Annotated in this window: 9 protein-coding genes and 5 pseudogenes; 8 read left to right on the forward strand and 6 right to left on the reverse strand. The window is 38.3% G+C overall.

The genetic code is table 11. The features are described from left to right. Positions 1-1,831 precede the first annotated feature (1,831 nt). From AFK68_RS43070 to AFK68_RS37715, 3 genes and pseudogenes are all read right to left on the reverse strand, one after another. Positions 1,832-3,376, reverse strand: a pseudogene (locus AFK68_RS43070) (proprotein convertase P-domain-containing protein); the annotation flags it as partial. Positions 3,377-3,593: 217 nt separating this feature from the next. Then, positions 3,594-6,178 (reverse strand): annotated as a pseudogene (locus tag AFK68_RS43075) (filamentous hemagglutinin N-terminal domain-containing protein); the annotation flags it as partial. Then, the gene (locus tag AFK68_RS37715; protein WP_168186751.1) at positions 6,175-6,345 is read right to left on the reverse strand and encodes a hypothetical protein; all 171 of its coding nucleotides are present in this window, start codon (positions 6,343-6,345) and stop codon (positions 6,175-6,177) included. The pseudogene AFK68_RS43075 and the gene AFK68_RS37715, both read right to left, overlap by 4 nt. 465 nt (positions 6,346-6,810) lie before the next feature. On the opposite strand from AFK68_RS37715, the gene AFK68_RS47345 reads away from it, so the two are divergent. The 5 genes and pseudogenes from AFK68_RS47345 to AFK68_RS47355 all read left to right on the forward strand — a co-directional run. Then, positions 6,811-7,133: helix-turn-helix domain-containing protein (locus AFK68_RS47345; protein WP_371357654.1), on the forward strand; the 323-nt coding region annotated here is incomplete at its 3' end. Positions 7,134-7,206: 73 nt separating this feature from the next. Next, on the forward strand, positions 7,207-7,907 hold a 701-nt coding region (locus tag AFK68_RS47350; protein ID WP_371357655.1), incomplete at its 3' end, for an RNA-guided endonuclease InsQ/TnpB family protein. A gap of 1 nt (position 7,908) precedes the next feature. Next, positions 7,909-8,512 (forward strand): annotated as a pseudogene (locus AFK68_RS32520) (RNA-guided endonuclease InsQ/TnpB family protein); the annotation flags it as partial. Positions 8,513-8,571: 59 nt separating this feature from the next. Further along, positions 8,572-10,341 (forward strand): annotated as a pseudogene (locus AFK68_RS32525) (valine--tRNA ligase); the annotation flags it as partial. A gap of 1 nt (position 10,342) precedes the next feature. Further along, positions 10,343-11,455 (forward strand): annotated as a pseudogene (locus tag AFK68_RS47355) (class I tRNA ligase family protein); the annotation flags it as partial. A gap of 223 nt (positions 11,456-11,678) precedes the next feature. On the opposite strand, the gene AFK68_RS32535 reads toward AFK68_RS47355, so the two are convergent. Continuing rightward, complete coding sequence (locus tag AFK68_RS32535) at positions 11,679-12,044, reverse strand: hypothetical protein (RefSeq protein WP_094678337.1); 366 nt, start codon at positions 12,042-12,044, stop codon at positions 11,679-11,681. A gap of 12 nt (positions 12,045-12,056) precedes the next feature. Further along, the gene (locus tag AFK68_RS32540) at positions 12,057-12,536 is read right to left on the reverse strand and encodes a hypothetical protein (RefSeq protein ID WP_094678339.1); all 480 of its coding nucleotides are present in this window, start codon (positions 12,534-12,536) and stop codon (positions 12,057-12,059) included. 254 nt (positions 12,537-12,790) lie between these two features. Between AFK68_RS32540 and AFK68_RS32545 the strand changes: the two genes are divergently transcribed. The 3 genes from AFK68_RS32545 (at position 12,791) to AFK68_RS32560 (ending at position 17,028) form a co-directional block, all read left to right on the forward strand. Further along, positions 12,791-13,522 (forward strand): hypothetical protein, encoded by a 732-nt coding sequence (locus tag AFK68_RS32545; protein ID WP_094678341.1) that lies wholly within the window; start codon positions 12,791-12,793, stop codon positions 13,520-13,522. Positions 13,523-14,296: 774 nt separating this feature from the next. Further along, positions 14,297-14,789: acyl-CoA dehydrogenase family protein (locus AFK68_RS32550; protein ID WP_143438545.1), on the forward strand; the 493-nt coding region annotated here is incomplete at its 3' end. A 1,915-nt stretch (positions 14,790-16,704) separates the two neighbouring features. Next, entirely contained in the window at positions 16,705-17,028 is a 324-nt protein-coding gene (locus AFK68_RS32560) for an STAS domain-containing protein (protein ID WP_094678343.1), read from the forward strand. A gap of 520 nt (positions 17,029-17,548) precedes the next feature. Here the strand turns inward: AFK68_RS32560 and AFK68_RS43870 are convergent. Beyond that, positions 17,549-17,747 (reverse strand): AAA family ATPase (locus tag AFK68_RS43870; protein ID WP_143438542.1); only part of this gene is annotated, 199 nt, incomplete at its 5' end.

Here is a 17,747-nt window from a genome sequence, read left to right on the forward strand (position 1 = left end):
CCCCTACTCCCCTATAGGGATTGAGGGTTAGGGTTCCCGCTGGACTTTCTCCTGCTGTTTCGGCGAATATTCCTAATCTCCCTGAGATGAATAAGTCGTTGGCGTTGATGGTAATATTTCCGCCTGCTTCTGTGTTGGTGGCTCCTTTTTTGGCGGTGGCACTAATTTGAGCGTTTTCGCCGATAGTGAGTTGTTGGGTGGTTATTTCTATGTCTCCTGCTTTTCCGGCACTATTAGTTTCGGTAGTGAGACTTGTGCCTTTTTCTAGGGTGAAGTCTTTGGTGTTGATGTTGATTTGGCCGGCGTTGCCTTTGTCTTCTGTGGAGGCACTAATAGCTACTCCGTCGGATATTCTCAGGTTTTCTGTTTGGATGTCGATAATTCCGGCGTTGCCTGTCCCTGATGTTTCTACGGCGATGAAGCCTTGGCCTGATATGTCTATGTTTTCTGGGGCGGTGATGAATATGTTCCCGCCGTTGCCTGTGGAGGAGGTGGAGGCGGAGATGAAGCCGTCGTTGCTGAAGTTGATGTCTATGTCTGGGTTATTTTTGTAGGGTGAAAGGGTGAGGGTGCCTGCGTTGGCGGTGGCTTCGGTTTCGGCGAATATTCCGAGTCTCCCTGTGATGTTGAGTTGGTTGGTGTTGATGGTGATGTTGCCTCCGTCTCCGTCGCTGGTTGAGCCTATTATTACTGTGGCGCTGATTTGGGCATCTTCCCCGATGTCTACGGTAGGGGATTGGATGCTTATGGAGCCTGGGTTGCCTGCGCCTGTGGTTTCTGTGATGAGGCTGGTGTCTTTGTCTAGGTTGAGGTTGTTGGCAAGGATATTGATGGTGCCTGCGTCACCTGCGTTTTCTCTGGCTTCGGTGCTGGCTTGGAGTTTGCTGCTGTTGGTGAGTTGGATGTCTTGGGGGGTTTCGAGGGTGATGGTGCCAGCGTTTCCTTGGCCGTTGGTGGTGCTGAGGATGTCGGTGTTGTCGAGGGTGATGTTGCCGAGGCTGTAAATGTTGACGTTTCCTGCGGGGTTGTCTCCTTTGGTGTCGCTTTCGATGATAACGTTGTTGAGGTTGAGGTTGCCATTGCTGAGGATGGAGACATCTCCTGATTGGCCTTCTGTTGCTCCTACGTCTACTTCTATTGTTCTCTCCTCATTTGTTCTCGGATCATTAATTTTTATACTTACTTGTTTACTGGTAATGATAGATAAGTCACTGAGTTCAAGGTTTCCTTGTGACTTACTTTCTATTGTGACTTCCCCTGATTTTTCCTGGGAAGATAGTGTGAGTATTTCTGCGTTGCTGAGGTTGTTGGTGGTAATGTTAACGTCTCCACCATTTCCGGAGCCGTTTTCTCCTACTGAGAATGTTCTGATTGATAGTTGTTGTGTGTCTCCGTCTTCTGGAGGGTTGAATTTTATTGTGTCTGCAGTCAGAGATATCGCTCCCCCATTTCCTGAGTTGCTATAATAGGAAAACGAGGAGGAATCGAACGATGTGGTATTGATGTCACCAGTCTGAGTCGAGATAGTTATATCTCCCGCATTCCCCTTAGACGATGTGGAATTGAGCCATTCTGTATTGATATCACCAGTCTGAGTCGAGATAGTTATTTCACCCCCATCCCCTATTCGAGACGACGAGGAATCAATTGATTGGGTAGTGATATCACCAGTCTGAGTCGAGACAGTTACCTTTCCCCCATCCCCGTAAGACGAGGAATCAATTGATTGGGTCTTGATGTCACCAGTCTGAGTCGAGATAGTTATTTCACCCCCATCCCCGAAAAACGACCCGAAACGAATTGATTGGGTAGTGATATCACCAGTCTGAGNACCAGTCTGAGTCGAGATAGTTATTTCACCCCCATCCCCGAAAAACGACCCGAAACGAATTGATTGGGTAGTGATATCACCAGTCTGAGTCGAGATAGTTATATCTCCCACATTCCCCTTAGACCCGGAATCAATTGATTGGGTCTTGATGTCACCAGTCTGAGTCGAGATAGTTATATCTCCCCCATCTTCTTTAAACGACCCGGAATGAATTGATTGGGTATTGATATCACCAGTCTGAGTCGAGATAGTTATTTCACCCCCATTCCCCGTAGCCGACCCGGAATCAATTGATTGGGTAGTGATATCACCAGTCTGAGTCGAGATAGTTATTTCACCCCCATTACCTTCAAACGACGAGGAGGAATCAATTGATTGGGTAGTGATATCACCAGTCTGAGTCGAGATAGTTATTTCACCCCCATTCCCTTCATACGACGACGATGAATTAATTGATTGGGTATTGATATCACCAGTCTGAGTCGAGACAGTTACCTTTCCCCCATCCCCGTAAGACGAAGCGGAATCAAGTCTTTGGATATTGATATCACCAGTCTCAGTGGAGATAGTAATCTCACCCCCATTACCTTCAAACGACCCGGAATCAATTGATTGGGTATTGATATCACCATCCTGAGTCGAGACAGTTACCTTTCCCCCATTTCCATCACCAGATGAAGTATCTAATGAAAATGTATTAATATTACCAGAAATAGCATTAAGGTTAATATCACCCCCAATTCCTTGAACAGCACTAGAATTAATCAACCCTGTAATAATATTGTTATTAGCTTTCAGGTTAATTCTCCCCCCATCACCAGTTTCGCTCAAACTACGAATATTTCCTACACTAATATCCCCATGAGTTGCTTCTAGATTAATTGCTCCACCATTTCCTCCTCCACTCACTAAAGTAGTAGGTTGACGCAACAACAGTTGTGTACCTTGGGCAATTCCCCAGGGAGCAGTATCACCGGCTCTGTATAACCTGCCACTATCTCCAAGACCCATATCTTGTACCCTCAAAGTCCAAGTTCCATTAGGGTTTTCTCCATTAAAATCTGCTAAACTTCCTTGGGGACGATATGTACCATCAAACGGTGCATTACCATCGCGAATACTTCTAGAAGCATCATCATCCAACACAGTATCTTGAAAGTTATCTCCACTACTACCAACACCATCAAACAATGTTACTTCATTCCCTTGGGGTGATTGGAGATAGACTTCTAAGTCTGAATTAAAAGTATGCTTGGCAGAAAAGCGTACATCTAGCTCTTCTACAGTTCCCAAGTCACCATCTACAGTAAAAGTAAAGGTTGCATCGCCTGCCGTACCTTCTGCTGGTATAGCTCCCCCCTCATCCACATCTATCGCCGCCAACAACTCCCCACCAGAAAAAACAGGCAACCAAGAAGTATCAATATTCCCCAAAATAATTTCAGCACCAGCAATAGTCAAATTCCGCCCATTAGTCTTAATAGTATCCGCCCCATTCTCAAAGGTATTCGGATCGCTCCCAACATCCGCTTCATTATCCAACATTTCCACAATACCAACTCCATCCCCATCCACATCTGCACGAATTTCTATCTCTCCTCCCCCAGGGAAAAATTCCAACACATCATCCTCTATATCCTCAACAGTAATATCATTTGTCGCTTCTAACTTAACATCCGCATCCCCAGAAGTTTCATCAAATTCATCATTTATCCTAATATTAGTAGCAGACAAAGAAACACTTTCCCCACCACCTTTTATNCCAACTCCATCCCCATCCACATCTGCACGAATTTCTATCTCTCCTCCCCCAGGGAAAAATTCCAACACATCATCCTCTATATCCTCAACAGTAATATCATTTGTCGCTTCTAACTTAACATCCGCATCCCCAGAAGTTTCATCAAATTCATCATTTATCCTAATATTAGTAGCAGACAAAGAAACACTTTCCCCACCACCTTTTATTCCGCTACCCGTAGCAACAATATCTCCCGTCGCTTCAATATTTATCGAACCATTTGTATCAGTAACTTCTGTTGCTTCGATCCCCCCTAACCCCCCTTGCGAAGGGGGGGATATTTCTGCTTCTGCTTCGATCCCTCCTCCTTGCGAAGGGGGGGATATTTCTGCTTCTGAATTATTCTCTACTATTTCCTGAGTAGAAATAGCTTCCGTTAAAGTCACATCTCCATCACTTTTAATATCAATATCTCCTCCAGCAGTAACAATACCATCCACATCCTTACTCACATCACCAATATTCACATTTCCTACATCAAAAAACACCCCTCCACTACCACTAACTGCCTCTAAATTTTCCACATTCAACCGCAAAGGTGCATCAGTTAAACCTATTCCTCCATTCCCAGAAGTTTGAAACAAAACACTCCCCGCATTAATCAAAGAATTCTCAGAAACTCTAGCAATATTTCCCCCATTAGCATTAACAAAAACCTCTCCTGTTGTAGTTAAAGAAGCCAGATTTATATCACCTACTTCTCCTAAATTTCCTAACTCAATATTAATAGTTCCACTTCCAGCATTTAACGTTGTTCCATCTAACTGATTTATTGAAGCTTTTCCGTCAGAACGGTTAGCCAAATTCATCTCATCATTATTACCAAGTAAATCAATATTTCCATTTCCAACTGATGTATCAATATCCGCATTTATATTAATACTTCGACCAGCTTTTAATTCTACAGAAGAATCAGTTTCTATCTTTTCATTAACTGTTATATCATTGTCAGCTTCTAATACTACATTCCCTGATAATTGCCCAATATTTTCAGCCGAAATTGTCACATCTGCATTCTCATCTTGAGCAAAAGGATCTATTGGTGCTTCTGTTTCAGTCGCTTCTGAACTATCAACAACTTCAGAATTTTCAGTCGTTTCTACCTCAGTATTATCTTCTACTACTTCTGTTTCTGTCGTTTCTGAACCTTCAGCAACTTCAGGATTTTCAGTCGTTTCTACCTCAGTATTATCTTCTCCTGTTTGTGAAGTATCAGAATTTTCTGACTCTCCTATAGTCACACTTTCTGGTTGTGAAAATATCGTTCCATCTTCTCCAAATGCTGCAGTAACATTCACATTTCCATCAAATGTTAAATCTTGTTTTCCCGTAACTTCAACAAACCCTCCATTACCAGAAATTTCCCCACCTTTAGCACTAATATTTCCGTCAAAATTAGTAGTTCCATCAGACCAAATTATTACTCTTCCTCCATCTCCATTCTCAATAGCATTAGCAGAAATAGTTGAGCCACTATTAACAGAAGTTGCCTGAGAATTGAAAACTGTGCTACTCTCTTGAGAATCTCCTCCAATTAATACCGTACCGCCACCATTTAAACCATCAGCATTAATATTAGTCTCAACCAGAGCTACGCGATCGCCTAACACATTTACTTGGCCTCCTATATCCTCAGAGTCAGATACATCTATACCTCCAGAAGCGATCGCCGTTCCTGGTACATCTGCCACTATTGTATTTGAATCTGTCAACACCACATCACCATTTTCATTAACAATTACAGATGTGGCCTGAATTATTTCTCCACCTGTTAAAAGTCCGGGTAAAGATAGAGGGGCTATATCAGTATCTTCCCCATTCACTATGACTGGGTTTACTTCTAAACTGAGTAAATGTCCTGGTTGAGATATTCTTAAGATACTACCACCTTCTACTGCTGTGATGGTAATATTACCCCCTACTGTGGAAAGTTGCCCGGTGTTAATAACTGTCCCACCTAATAAGGTTAAATTTTCTCCAGGGTTTAAACTTAAGTTTGCTTCATTAACTATAGCGCCTGGGTTAGATACATTAAATCTATAACCACTGGGTTCTCCGATTAAGTTAGCATAATTATTTGTTCCCATTGCCTCAAACCAGAAGTTATTGTTGTCAAAGCCAATTCCTGTGGCGGTGGTGACACTGAATGAGGCGGGTATGTTGAGGCTAGCGTTTGGCCCAAACATTATGCCTGCGGGGTTCATTAGAAAGAGATTTGAATTACCCCCGATAACTTGAATAAGACCATTAATATAAGAGGCATTTCCACCAGTAACTCTACCGAGAATGTTGCTAGTGTCTGGAGTGGTGACGAAGTTGGCAGTTTGGCCAGAGTTAACATTGAATTGGTCAAAACTGTGGAAGAGATTGGCCCCACTGCGTCTGCCACCTTCAATATTGAATTGATTGGCGTTTTGATTTACCGTTGTTCCTGTACCGTCGTTAGCGGGGGTTATAGGTTGGGAGTGAGCAGGAGCTACAGCCAATGCTCCTAAAATTATGGTGAGGGCAGATATACCGTAAGATTCTACAACAGTGGGTTTCATATTAAAAATAATGATAAAGGAGATAAATAGGAGCTATCAGAAAACCGACTAGGAGGGAAAAAAGCCTGATATATCGCCCTACTGAGGCGATCGCGCTGCCAGTGGAGAGATATACAGGACTTACGCAGAAATGCTATCCGTAGGGGCAATTCATCTTTGGGGACCATGACTTAGGAGATTTCCCCTACGAAAAACGTAATTTTATAGATGCTTTGGGTAAATCCTGATAGATTAACAATATCTTAATATATTAATTGATTTATATTTTAACTCACAATAGTAAAGATACTGAAATTCAGTTACGCTTTTTGAGAGGTTATTTCCGTAAATTTACCGAATAAAATTTTTGTTTGTGGTAGCGTGTCTAGACTAAAATTTTCGGTAAAACCTAACCCCCCAACCCCCTTCCCTGCAAGAGAAAGGGGATAATTCCTCCCCTCTCAAGAGCAGGAGAGGGGTCGGGGGAGAGGTCTTCCGGGATACTGAAACTTAACCCACATTTTAACTCCCCCGGCGAGAAGTCCCGCGCTCTCCTTTCGGGGGAGCGTCGGGATGATAGCTGGGCGTTATTTGTGTAGTTTTTCGTTATTTTTGATATACTAAGTCAAGTAGAAATAAAGGTCAATTTTGGGATGCTACTGAAATACAAGTACAAGCTCAAACCACATAAAAGGCAAGCAGTGATTATATCTAACTGGTTACACATGGCTAGGAAGCAATATAACTATCGTTTAGCTGAAAGGTTGAGATGGTTTGAAGCCACGCGCACACTCCTTAATGCTTGCCCACTTAATGTTTCAGTAGTACCTGTAGAGCAAATCTACAAAAATATCCCAGAATTTAGAGTACAAACGCGCGATGGTAGGAAAAAAGACAGCAATGGTAACCCGATAACCAAGAAAGGGGATAAGCATCCGAACATAGTTAATGGTTATGTATGTTGGGAAACTGTTCANAACCCGATAACCAAGAAAGGGGATAAGCATCCGAACATAGTTAATGGTTATGTATGTTGGGAAACTGTTCAACTGGCAGACTTAGCACAGACTAAAAAACTATTTCCTGAGTATAAGTCCATGCACTCCCAGGTTCTTCAAGACGTTATCCAGCGTGTACAAACCACAATGGATAACTTTACCCAACCTGATAAAAAGGGTAAAACCAGTGGTAGACCGAAATTCAAAGGAAGGCATTATTATAACTCGTTCAGTTATCCTCAGTTATCAAATACCAATATAGTCAAAAATGCTAACGGTCGTTTTTGTGTCAATTTACCAAAAATTGGTTTAGTCCCCTTTGTGTACAATCGCTTAATACCAGAAGGTTTCCAGGTTAAGACAGGTACAGTAATTCGAGAAGCGGATGGATACTACATCAGTTTCACAATCGAAGATCAGACTGTGCCTTATGAGGTTGTAGAAATTCAACCCACCGAAGAGAATTCCAAAGGTATAGATTTAGGATTATTGTACTATGCTGTTACATCTGATGGGGAGTTTGTAGAAGTTCCTAAGTTTTTCAGACTCTCGGAACATAGATTATCTAGGCTTCAGGTGAGATTAGCCAAAAAATCCAAGCATTCAAAACCTTGGAAAATTCTCAAACGTAAGATAGCAAAACTGCATCAACTAATAGCGAGGCAAAGATTAGACTGGCAATTCAAACTTGCTTATCATCTCTTTAGTGATGTAAGTGTTATTTTCATCGAAGACTTGCAAATAGCTAATTTNACTCTCGGAACATAGATTATCTAGGCTTCAGGTGAGATTAGCCAAAAAATCCAAGCATTCAAAACCTTGGAAAATTCTCAAACGTAAGATAGCAAAACTGCATCAACTAATAGCGAGGCAAAGATTAGACTGGCAATTCAAACTTGCTTATCATCTCTTTAGTGATGTAAGTGTTATTTTCATCGAAGACTTGCAAATAGCTAATTTAGTTAGACGTTGCCAGGCCAAATTAGGTGGTAATGGTCAATTTTTACCCAACGGCCAATCAGCCAAATCAGGGTTAAATAAGTCTTTGCAAGATGCAGCGTTTGGTCAGTTTGTTCAGATTCTAGAGTATGTTGCCTGGAAACTGGGCAAGCGAGTTATCAAAGTAGACCCGAAAGGAACATCTCAGCATTGTTGGCAATGTTTGAGCAAAGTTCCTAAAAGCTTATCAGAGCGCTGGCATTCTTGTCCGGAGTGTGGCCAGGAATTAGATAGAGACTATAACTCAGCACTTCTGATACAAAAAATAGGATTGTTATCAACACAGGAGGAGGACATCACTTCTGTTAAAACTGCGGTCATGGCTTCCCTGACTGAAGAATCCCGCGCTCTCCCGTAGGGGAGCGTCGGGAGTATGTCAAGGACAATCAAATAGTGTCCAAAAATTTAATTTCATCTATGACCAAAACTATACCAGAACTACCAACTAAATACGACCCCTTTGCTACTGAAGCTAAATGGCAGAAATATTGGGAGGAAAATAATATATTTAAGGCAGACCCCAATCAAGCAGGGGACCCCTACTGTATTGTCATTCCTCCACCGAATGTTACAGGTAGTCTCCATGCAGGCCATGCTTTTAACAATTCTCTGATAGACACGCTTATTCGTTACCATCGGATGCGGGGTGACAATACCCTCTATCTCCCTGGTACTGACCACGCAAGTATTGCTGTTCAAACTATTCTGGAACGTAAACTTAAAGCTGAGGGTAAAAGTCGCTACGATATCGGGCGGGAAAAATTCCTGGAACGTGCGTGGGAATGGAAGGCGGAGTCTGGTAGCACTATTGTTAATCAACTGCGTCGTCTGGGAGTTTCTACAGACTGGACGCGGGAACGTTTTACCCTAGATGAAGGTTTATCAAAAGCTGTTATCGAAGCATTCATGCGTCTCTATGAACAGGGTCTCATCTATCGTGGTAACTATTTGGTAAACTGGTGTCCTGCTAGTCAGTCTGCTGTTTCTGACTTGGAGGTAGAAAATAAGGAAGTTAACGGTTATCTTTGGCATTTTCGCTACCCCCTCACTGATGGTAGTGGTTATGTGGAAGTTGCGACAACTCGCCCAGAAACAATGTTGGGAGATACTGGTGTTGCTGTTAACCCTAATGACGATCGCTACAAAGATATTCTCGGCAAAACTCTGACTCTACCAATAATGGGACGGGAAATACCTATTGTTGCTGATGAGTTGGTTGATCCTGAGTTTGGTACTGGTTGCGTGAAAGTTACTCCTGCTCACGATCCTAATGATTTTGAAATGGGTAAACGTCATAATTTGCCATTTATTAATATTATGAATAAGGATGGCAGTTTGAATGAAAATGCAGGAGTCTTTGTCGGACAAGACCGTTTTGAGGCGCGGAAAAATGTTGTCAAACGGTTAAGAGAAGAGGGCGTTTTGGTTAAGATAGAGGAATATAGTCATAGCGTTCCCTATAGCGATCGTGGCAAAGTACCTGTTGAACCTTTACTGTCTACTCAGTGGTTTGTCAAGATTGAACCATTGGCAACGAAAACACTGGAATTATTGGATAAACACAACCAACCGAAGTTTGTTCCAGAACGTTGGACGAAGGTTTATCGCGACTGGTTGGTGAAAATTAAAGACTGGTGTATTTCTCGGCAACTTTGGTGGGGTCATCAAATTCCTGCTTGGTATGCTATCAGCGAAACTAATGGGGAAATTTCTGATAATACTCCTTTTCTTGTCGCTCGTTCGGAGGCAGAAGCGTTGGAGCAAGCAAAGGCAAAATTTGGCGATGATGTGAAAATTCAACAGGACCCAGATGTGCTTGATACTTGGTTTTCATCAGGTTTATGGCCGTTTTCGACTTTGGGGTGGCCAGAGAATACTCCCGACTTAGGAAAATATTATCCTACTAGCACTCTTTCGACTGGTTTTGATATCATCTTTTTCTGGGTTGCTAGAATGACAATGATGGGAGTACATTTTACTGAACAAATGCCGTTTGAAACTGTATATATTCACGGTTTAATGTTAGATGAAAACGGTAAAAAGCAATCTAAATCTGTTGGAAATGGAATTGACCCTTTGTTGTTAATTGACAAGTATGGAACTGATGCTTTGCGTTATACTTTAATGCGAGAAACTGCCGGAGCAGGACAAGATGTCAGGATGGATTATAATCGAGAAACTGATGAGNAAGCAATCTAAATCTGTTGGAAATGGAATTGACCCTTTGTTGTTAATTGACAAGTATGGAACTGATGCTTTGCGTTATACTTTAATGCGAGAAACTGCCGGAGCAGGACAAGATGTCAGGATGGATTATAATCGAGAAACTGATGAGTCGGCATCGGTAGAAGCGTCTCGAAATTTTACTAATAAAATTTGGAATGCTGCTCGATTTGTAATGATGAAATTAGAGGGTAAAACTCCTCAAGAATTAGGGGAACCAGAGGCGGATAAATTAGAGTTAGTTGACCGTTGGATTTTGTCTCGTTTCTATCAGACTGTGCAGCAAACTTGCGACTATTTAGATAATTATGGTTTGGGGGAAGCTGCTAAAGGTATTTATGAATTTATTTGGGGAGATTTTTGTGATTGGTATCTGGAATTAGTTAAGTCTCGTTTGCAGGGTGATAATGAAAGTTATAAGTTAGTAGCACAGCAAACTTTGGCTTATGTTTTGGATGGAATTTTGAGATTATTACATCCTTTTATGCCTCATATTACTGAGGAAATTTGGCATACTTTGAATCAGGTTGGTGAAGAAAAATGTTTGGCTTTAGAATCTTATCCTAAGTTAGATAAGTCTTTAATTAATTCCGATTTAGAAGCAGAGTTTGAGTTATTAATTGGGGTAATTCGGACGCTGAGAAATTTACGGGCGGAGGTTGATATTAAGCCAAAGGTAAAAATCACAGCAATTTTGCAGAGTGAAAATGAAAAAGAACGGGAAATTTTGCAAAAAGGAGAGAGTTATATTCAGGATTTAGTTAAGATTGAAAAGTTGGATATTACTCCTAGTATTGATGCAGAAGTTGGTCAGACTATTGCTGGTGTTTTTGGAACTGTACAAATTTTAATTTCCTTATCTGGAGTAGTAGATATTGAAGCTTTATCTGCTCGGTTAGAGAAGAAATTAGGGAAGTTAGAAAAAGAAATTTTATCTACTTCTAAAAGGTTAAGTAAACCTGGTTTTGTCGAAAAGGCAGACCCTAAATTTGTAGAGGAAACTAGAAATAATTTAGCAGAGGCAGAAAAGCAGGCAGAAATTTTACGCGATCGACTGAATAATTTAAAGTCTAATTAGGCATATAGCAATCCTAAATAGGTTGTAGTATTTTATCATAGGGGTTTGGTCTCTAAACCCAAGCAAAAAATGGGATTTGGAGACCAAACCCCTACAGTTTTTCTCACAAATCATTTAGGATTAGTATATATGGTTGGGTTTAGTTATTAGCTAACCCAACTGTTAAAGTTATGAAAAACAAAAGGAGAAATTGTGCCAGCAAAAGATATTTATTATTCTGTTATTAAACAAGTGGATTTTCTATAAACTGAATAAATTGTTTCCCTAAGTCTGTTGTATTGCTTTTTTGTAAGTTATTTTTTACATCTGATATAATTGAGTCAATATTTTCAGTATGCTTGACAGTTCTAAAATTGTTTTCATAGTTATGACGAGGTTGAAAAGGATTTAATTCTGATATGATTGACTCTCTTTCATCAGCTTCTTGTTTTAATATTTGTTTTACATCATCAAATGGATCGTCAAAATAAATAGTTGGAGGTTCTTCTTCAAAAGTTTCATATACCTCTCTCAATTTTATCAATCCCTTATTGGTCAATTCGAGTAATATTTGATTGTAAAAAATATGATTTTCCTCTAAATTTGGCAAATTAGCTAAAAATTATTCTTCATTATAATTATTTATGTAATGGAGCATTCTGAGTAATCTAATATGAGAAACAGTAAATTCGTCAATCCATTTAAGGAACATCCCCTCAACATCATCTTTAAGAGAGTTAGGAATAGCTGAATTTAAAACTGCATTTCTCAAGGCTTCTAACTTTTCTTGTTGATGTTGACCATCAGCGATACGGATAGCTTTTTTGAAAGTTGTCTGAAATTTTGGATTATCAAAACTTACACCATCAATTTGTTCTTTCAAACCTAATAATTCTTGTACTAATCCTTCTAAAAAATTATGCAATCTTTGACTAGAAGGTTCTTTAATATAATTCTCATAAAAAGTTACTGCAAGTGAACCTACTGCCGGAATAGCACTAACTAATGCTTTCTTAGCATTATAATTTTTATCTTTACTATTTCCTTGCTTTAATAACTCTAATTTTTCTTGTAGTTCGGAATTATAATTTGTATTGCTCATTAAATATTTCCTCCTATAACCAATCAGAGTTACATATTATAACAAGCTTCATCTAATGGAGTAGGAAGAGAAGAGAGCGATCGCCTGAATTAGTTAAAGTCGAATTAGGCAAATATACCACTAATATAATAGGGGCGAATAGCCATTCGCCCCTACATTATTTGTTCTGACTAAATAAATTTAATATGGAATCTAGTTATATAATATTATATTGATAATTCTATCTATACTTCATTACAGAAACCTCAAACATAATGACAAGACAACCCCACGACCAATTTGCTAAACAATTCCTCAAAGAATTACTTTCATATTTTGGTCAAGTCGAAATTAGTAAAGAAGTAACTGGAGAAGTTAGACAGATAGATATTTATTTTTCCCCAGCCTCAAAACCTCCTACTTCTAATTTTAATCTAGGAGTATTGAGTCAAATTTTATTGAGTAATTGTTTAATTGAACCATTTAGAAATCAACCTAGCTTAAATGAAGTTCGTAGTTGTCTACTGAAGTTATTTTCGGTGCAAAGTCAATTGCAACGAGAAGCCAAAAGAAATCAAGCATCTATTGATGAACAAAATTTACCTTTTTTATGGATATTAGCTAGTTCTGCATCTGATAAATTAATCAATAGTTTTGGCTTTCAACTAGACCCAGAAAAGCGCGTGACAAGAGTTTATATTTCTACAGCAGGATTAAAAACCAATCTAATTGCAATTAATCAATTACCAGTAATACCGGAAACTCTATGGTTAAGAATATTAGGGAAGGGAAAAACTCAAAAATCAGCTATATTAGAATTAGTTGATTTATCACCAGAAAACCCGTTGAGAAATCTGGCACTAGAACAGGTTTCAATATGGAAGACTAATTTAGAAATTAAACAAGATTTAACATCGGAGGAGAGAGAATTAATTATGAATTTATCACCAGCTTATCTGAAATGGCGTGAAGATGTAAGGCAAGAAGGACGACAAGAAGGGCGTTAGGAAGAACGAAAGATTATACTGGAAAGCTTATTCAAAACTCGATTTAGTCAACTCGATCAAGAGTTNAGAACAGGTTTCAATATGGAAGACTAATTTAGAAATTAAACAAGATTTAACATCGGAGGAGAGAGAATTAATTATGAATTTATCACCAGCTTATCTGAAATGGCGTGAAGATGTAAGGCAAGAAGGACGACAAGAAGGGCGTTAGGAAGAACGAAAGATTATACTGGAAAGCTTATTCAAAACTCGATTTAGTCAACTCGATCAAGAGTTATTAGAAGTTATCGAAACTTTATTAAACTTTTCTGCCGATAAATATGCTCAGATATTAATTAAATTAGTTAATTTACCACGAGAGGAAATCTTAGAGTTGATTAAAAATGAATCATCAAAACAAAACAATTAAACCAGAAAACTTAGCCTAACTTAATTCTACCTCTTTATTTCTGTAAGCATTCAGCCGTCAGCTAGCCTCTTGCCTCCTGCGGAGGAGCTGCGCTAACAGAGGANCTTCGCTAACAGCCAGCCTCCTGCGGAGGAGCTGCGCTTTTCATGTCGCGCAGCGAAACAGCTATGAGTTATTAACTTATCCTGTTTGGAAGTTTGTGTTTGAGAAATTAATCTCCAAAAAGTGAAATATAAATAATCAAGATAGTCAGCTAATTTTAATCACTCCTGTAGGTTTGCTCGGCTATTAGCTGACTGCTGACTGCTAATAGCTGAATGCTTACTTATTTCTTCCTTTTTACTTTATCGCCCTTAGTATTAATCATGCAAAATATAGAGGAAATTGCCTCTTCAATTTTACAAAATTCTGTAGCTCCCCTAGCTAACGAAATAGATAGTAACCCAGAAGCACTAAAAACAGCTTTAATGACTCTCGGAAAATCAGGTTTATTAGCACTACAAATTCCGCGAAAGTGGGGTGGTTTAGAATTAAAGCAACAAGATTATTTTAATTATCAATTACTTGTAGCAAGATATTCTGGTGCATTAGCTTTTCTCCAAACCCAACATCAGAGTGCAGCAGCAATGTTAGCATCAAGTGAAAATGAGCGACTACAACAACAATATTTACCTCATTTGAGTCATGGCAAAATATTATTAGGAGTTGGTTTTTCCCAACTTAGACGCTCTGGGGAAGCACTTGTCAAAGCTTTTCCTACTAAAGGTGGATATTATATAGAAGGAATTGTGCCTTGGATAACTGGATGGAATATATTTCAGGAATTTATTATTGCAGCAAAATTACCTGATGAAAGATNTTTTTCCCAACTTAGACGCTCTGGGGAAGCACTTGTCAAAGCTTTTCCTACTAAAGGTGGATATTATATAGAAGGAATTGTGCCTTGGATAACTGGATGGAATATATTTCAGGAATTTATTATTGCAGCAAAATTACCTGATGAAAGATCAGTTTTTGGCATACTTCCTTTGGAGGAAACTACTACATTAAATGGCAGTATTAGTTTCTCAGAAGTTATGCCTTTGTGTGCTATGAATTCAACTAATACTGTTAGTGCTACAGTCAAAAATTGGTTTTTACCTGATGAGCGAGTAGTTTCTCTTAAACCTGCAAATTGGGTTCATAATAATGACAAACAAAAAGTTTTGCGCTTTAGTGCTTTTGCTTTGGGATGTGCTTTAGCAGGTATTGATATTATGATAGAAGTATCAAAGAGCAAATCTCTTGGTTTTATTGCAGATGCAATTTCTTGTCTACAAGCTGAGGTGAATGAATGTCGAAATGCAATAGAAAAAGCTAATAAAAATCCTGATACTGATTTTGCCAAAAAGCTCCACCTCAGAGCAACATCTATTAATTTAGCCCAGCGTTGTGCTGCTGCTGCTGTTACTGTTTCTAGTGGTGCTGCTAATCACAAAAATCATGGAGCGCAACGGGTTTATCGGGAATCTCTAGTATATACAGTTTTTGGTCAGACTACAGCTATTATGGAAGCTACTCTCAAAATATTAACTAGCTATTAGACATCTCTAGAAAAGAGGGAGTAGGGGGAAATAATTGACTGTTTATCCTCGATAATTGACTTTATTTTTTATTTTTGGAGATGTCTATTAGCTATCAGCTAGTTATACCAGTTTTAAAAAAGAATGTTATGAATAATAAGAGAGATTGTGCATACTTTATAGGGATGTCCTTTTGACTAAAAAGATGATTTATGAACTTAGAAATAGTATCAAAGCTATTCCCATACGACTCNGCTATCAGCTAGTTATACCAGTTTTAAAAAAGAATGTTATGAATAATAAGAGAGATTGTGCATACTTTATAGGGATGTCCTTTTGACTAAAAAGATGATTTATGAACTTAGAAATAGTATCAAAGCTATTCCCATACGACTCCTAACTCCTGTCTCCTGACTCCTAAAAAATTCCCTAGGTATTTGTAGCAAACATTTATCAAATTGGTATTAGATCAAATCCGCTTAATTCGATATGAAAAAATTTTCATCTACGGTTCCCGAAAAATCAGCTAATGTGCAAATATTTCTAAATTCTCTTTTCTCCTGACTCCTAGTTAACTATTTAATTACACCGATGGTACCTGATTTAATATTACAGCGCTTTTCACATTGATGAACCACAAAGTCATAATCAAAACCCAGTAAGGACGTTCTATGGAACGTCCCTACTGTCGTCTACCGTGCAGGAAAACCGCTATAAGTAGGTAGATGAAAAAATTTACCGGGTAATTAATAATTAATAATTATTAATTAAATAATTGAGGTTAAAAGCCTCCCCTTTCAAGGGGAAAAAAATAAATTTTTTCCTGATTAGTGTCAATCCTCTCCCTAAAAGGGAGAGGTAATTATCAATTATCAATTATCAATTATCAATTATCAATTAATGAAAAGTACCCGAAGCGACTGAAACAGAATGGAAGGAAGCAATCTCAAGCGGTTTCAACTGCTTTAATATTTCGTTACATAATTAAGTTTATTCGCGCTTACCTACTTAAAAAGAAAGCTTAAAGCTGAATGCTAAATGCTGAATGTTTTTTAACATGAATGGTGATCTAGATCATTATTTATTCAACGAAGGTATCACTAACAAAGCTCAAGATTATCACTAATTATACCTCAATAAGTCACTTATTAAATACATAATAACACCATACAATAATATTATGTTCGAGATTAGGCAGGTAAGAAAAAATCATGGCTCTATTAATTCGTCCTTCAAATGACTTTAACAAAAAAAATAGTTCTCTACTACAGAAAAAGTTACAAAAAATTCTAGCTACTAGGTCTGAACATTGCTGTGTAGTAGACCTAGCTAGTCTAAATTCTATTAATAATTATGGATTAATGACTTTATTCGCATTGCGTCGTATAGCTAAGAAGAATGATTGTAATCTTTATCTAATCAATTTGAATGATTCAGTTAAATATTGTCTAGAACTAACTGGACTAGACCAGATATTTGAAGTTAAGCAGAAGTCACGACAAACTCATCTAAATTCTGAAATCTTGTGCCATTAAACTTTAGAAGAATATATAGTCAGAATATGGAGTTAAATTTTATTCTGTAAAAATTTAGTATTTTTATACTACTTTATAATGTTAGAAATTGAGGTGGGGAATGTGAGTTAGACAGTTTCAGAGAAGTCAAAAGCCATACATTAATATTTTAATATTTTATAGAATCGAAAGTTTGACGTTTTTAGTAATTTCAGGAAATTATTTCACATCTAAAGTTTGAAACTATTTGTGACATCTTTCAAGTTAATTGGTATTACAATAATCAATCTGCTTCTCAGCAACTCTATTGGGATTAAANACTTTATAATGTTAGAAATTGAGGTGGGGAATGTGAGTTAGACAGTTTCAGAGAAGTCAAAAGCCATACATTAATATTTTAATATTTTATAGAATCGAAAGTTTGACGTTTTTAGTAATTTCAGGAAATTATTTCACATCTAAAGTTTGAAACTATTTGTGACATCTTTCAAGTTAATTGGTATTACAATAATCAATCTGCTTCTCAGCAACTCTATTGGGATTAAAAATTAACTACAAGCATACGACAATTTAAAATAGCTCTTTCAGCAGCAATTATCAATCTTAAATCATCTTTTTCTTCAATCGAATTATTTTTTTCGGACTGTTTTTCGATATTACTGGTCATAATAATCACGCTATTCTTAAAATCAACCTTGTGACCTTGAGCATCAGTAACGCGACCATCATCCAATATTTGC

This window comes from Hydrocoleum sp. CS-953, from assembly GCF_002260545.1.
Lineage (GTDB): Bacteria > Cyanobacteriota > Cyanobacteriia > Cyanobacteriales > Microcoleaceae > Trichodesmium.

Coding starts and splice junctions, on each gene's coding strand:
- AFK68_RS37715 (WP_168186751.1), bottom strand. CDS start 6,345: ATGGTCCCCAAAGATGAATTGCCCCTACGGATAGCATTTCTGCGTAAG.
- AFK68_RS32560 (WP_094678343.1), top strand. CDS start 16,705: ATGGCTCTATTAATTCGTCCTTCAAATGACTTTAACAAAAAAAATAGT.
- AFK68_RS32545 (WP_094678341.1), top strand. CDS start 12,791: ATGACAAGACAACCCCACGACCAATTTGCTAAACAATTCCTCAAAGAA.
- AFK68_RS32540 (WP_094678339.1), bottom strand. CDS start 12,536: ATGAGCAATACAAATTATAATTCCGAACTACAAGAAAAATTAGAGTTA.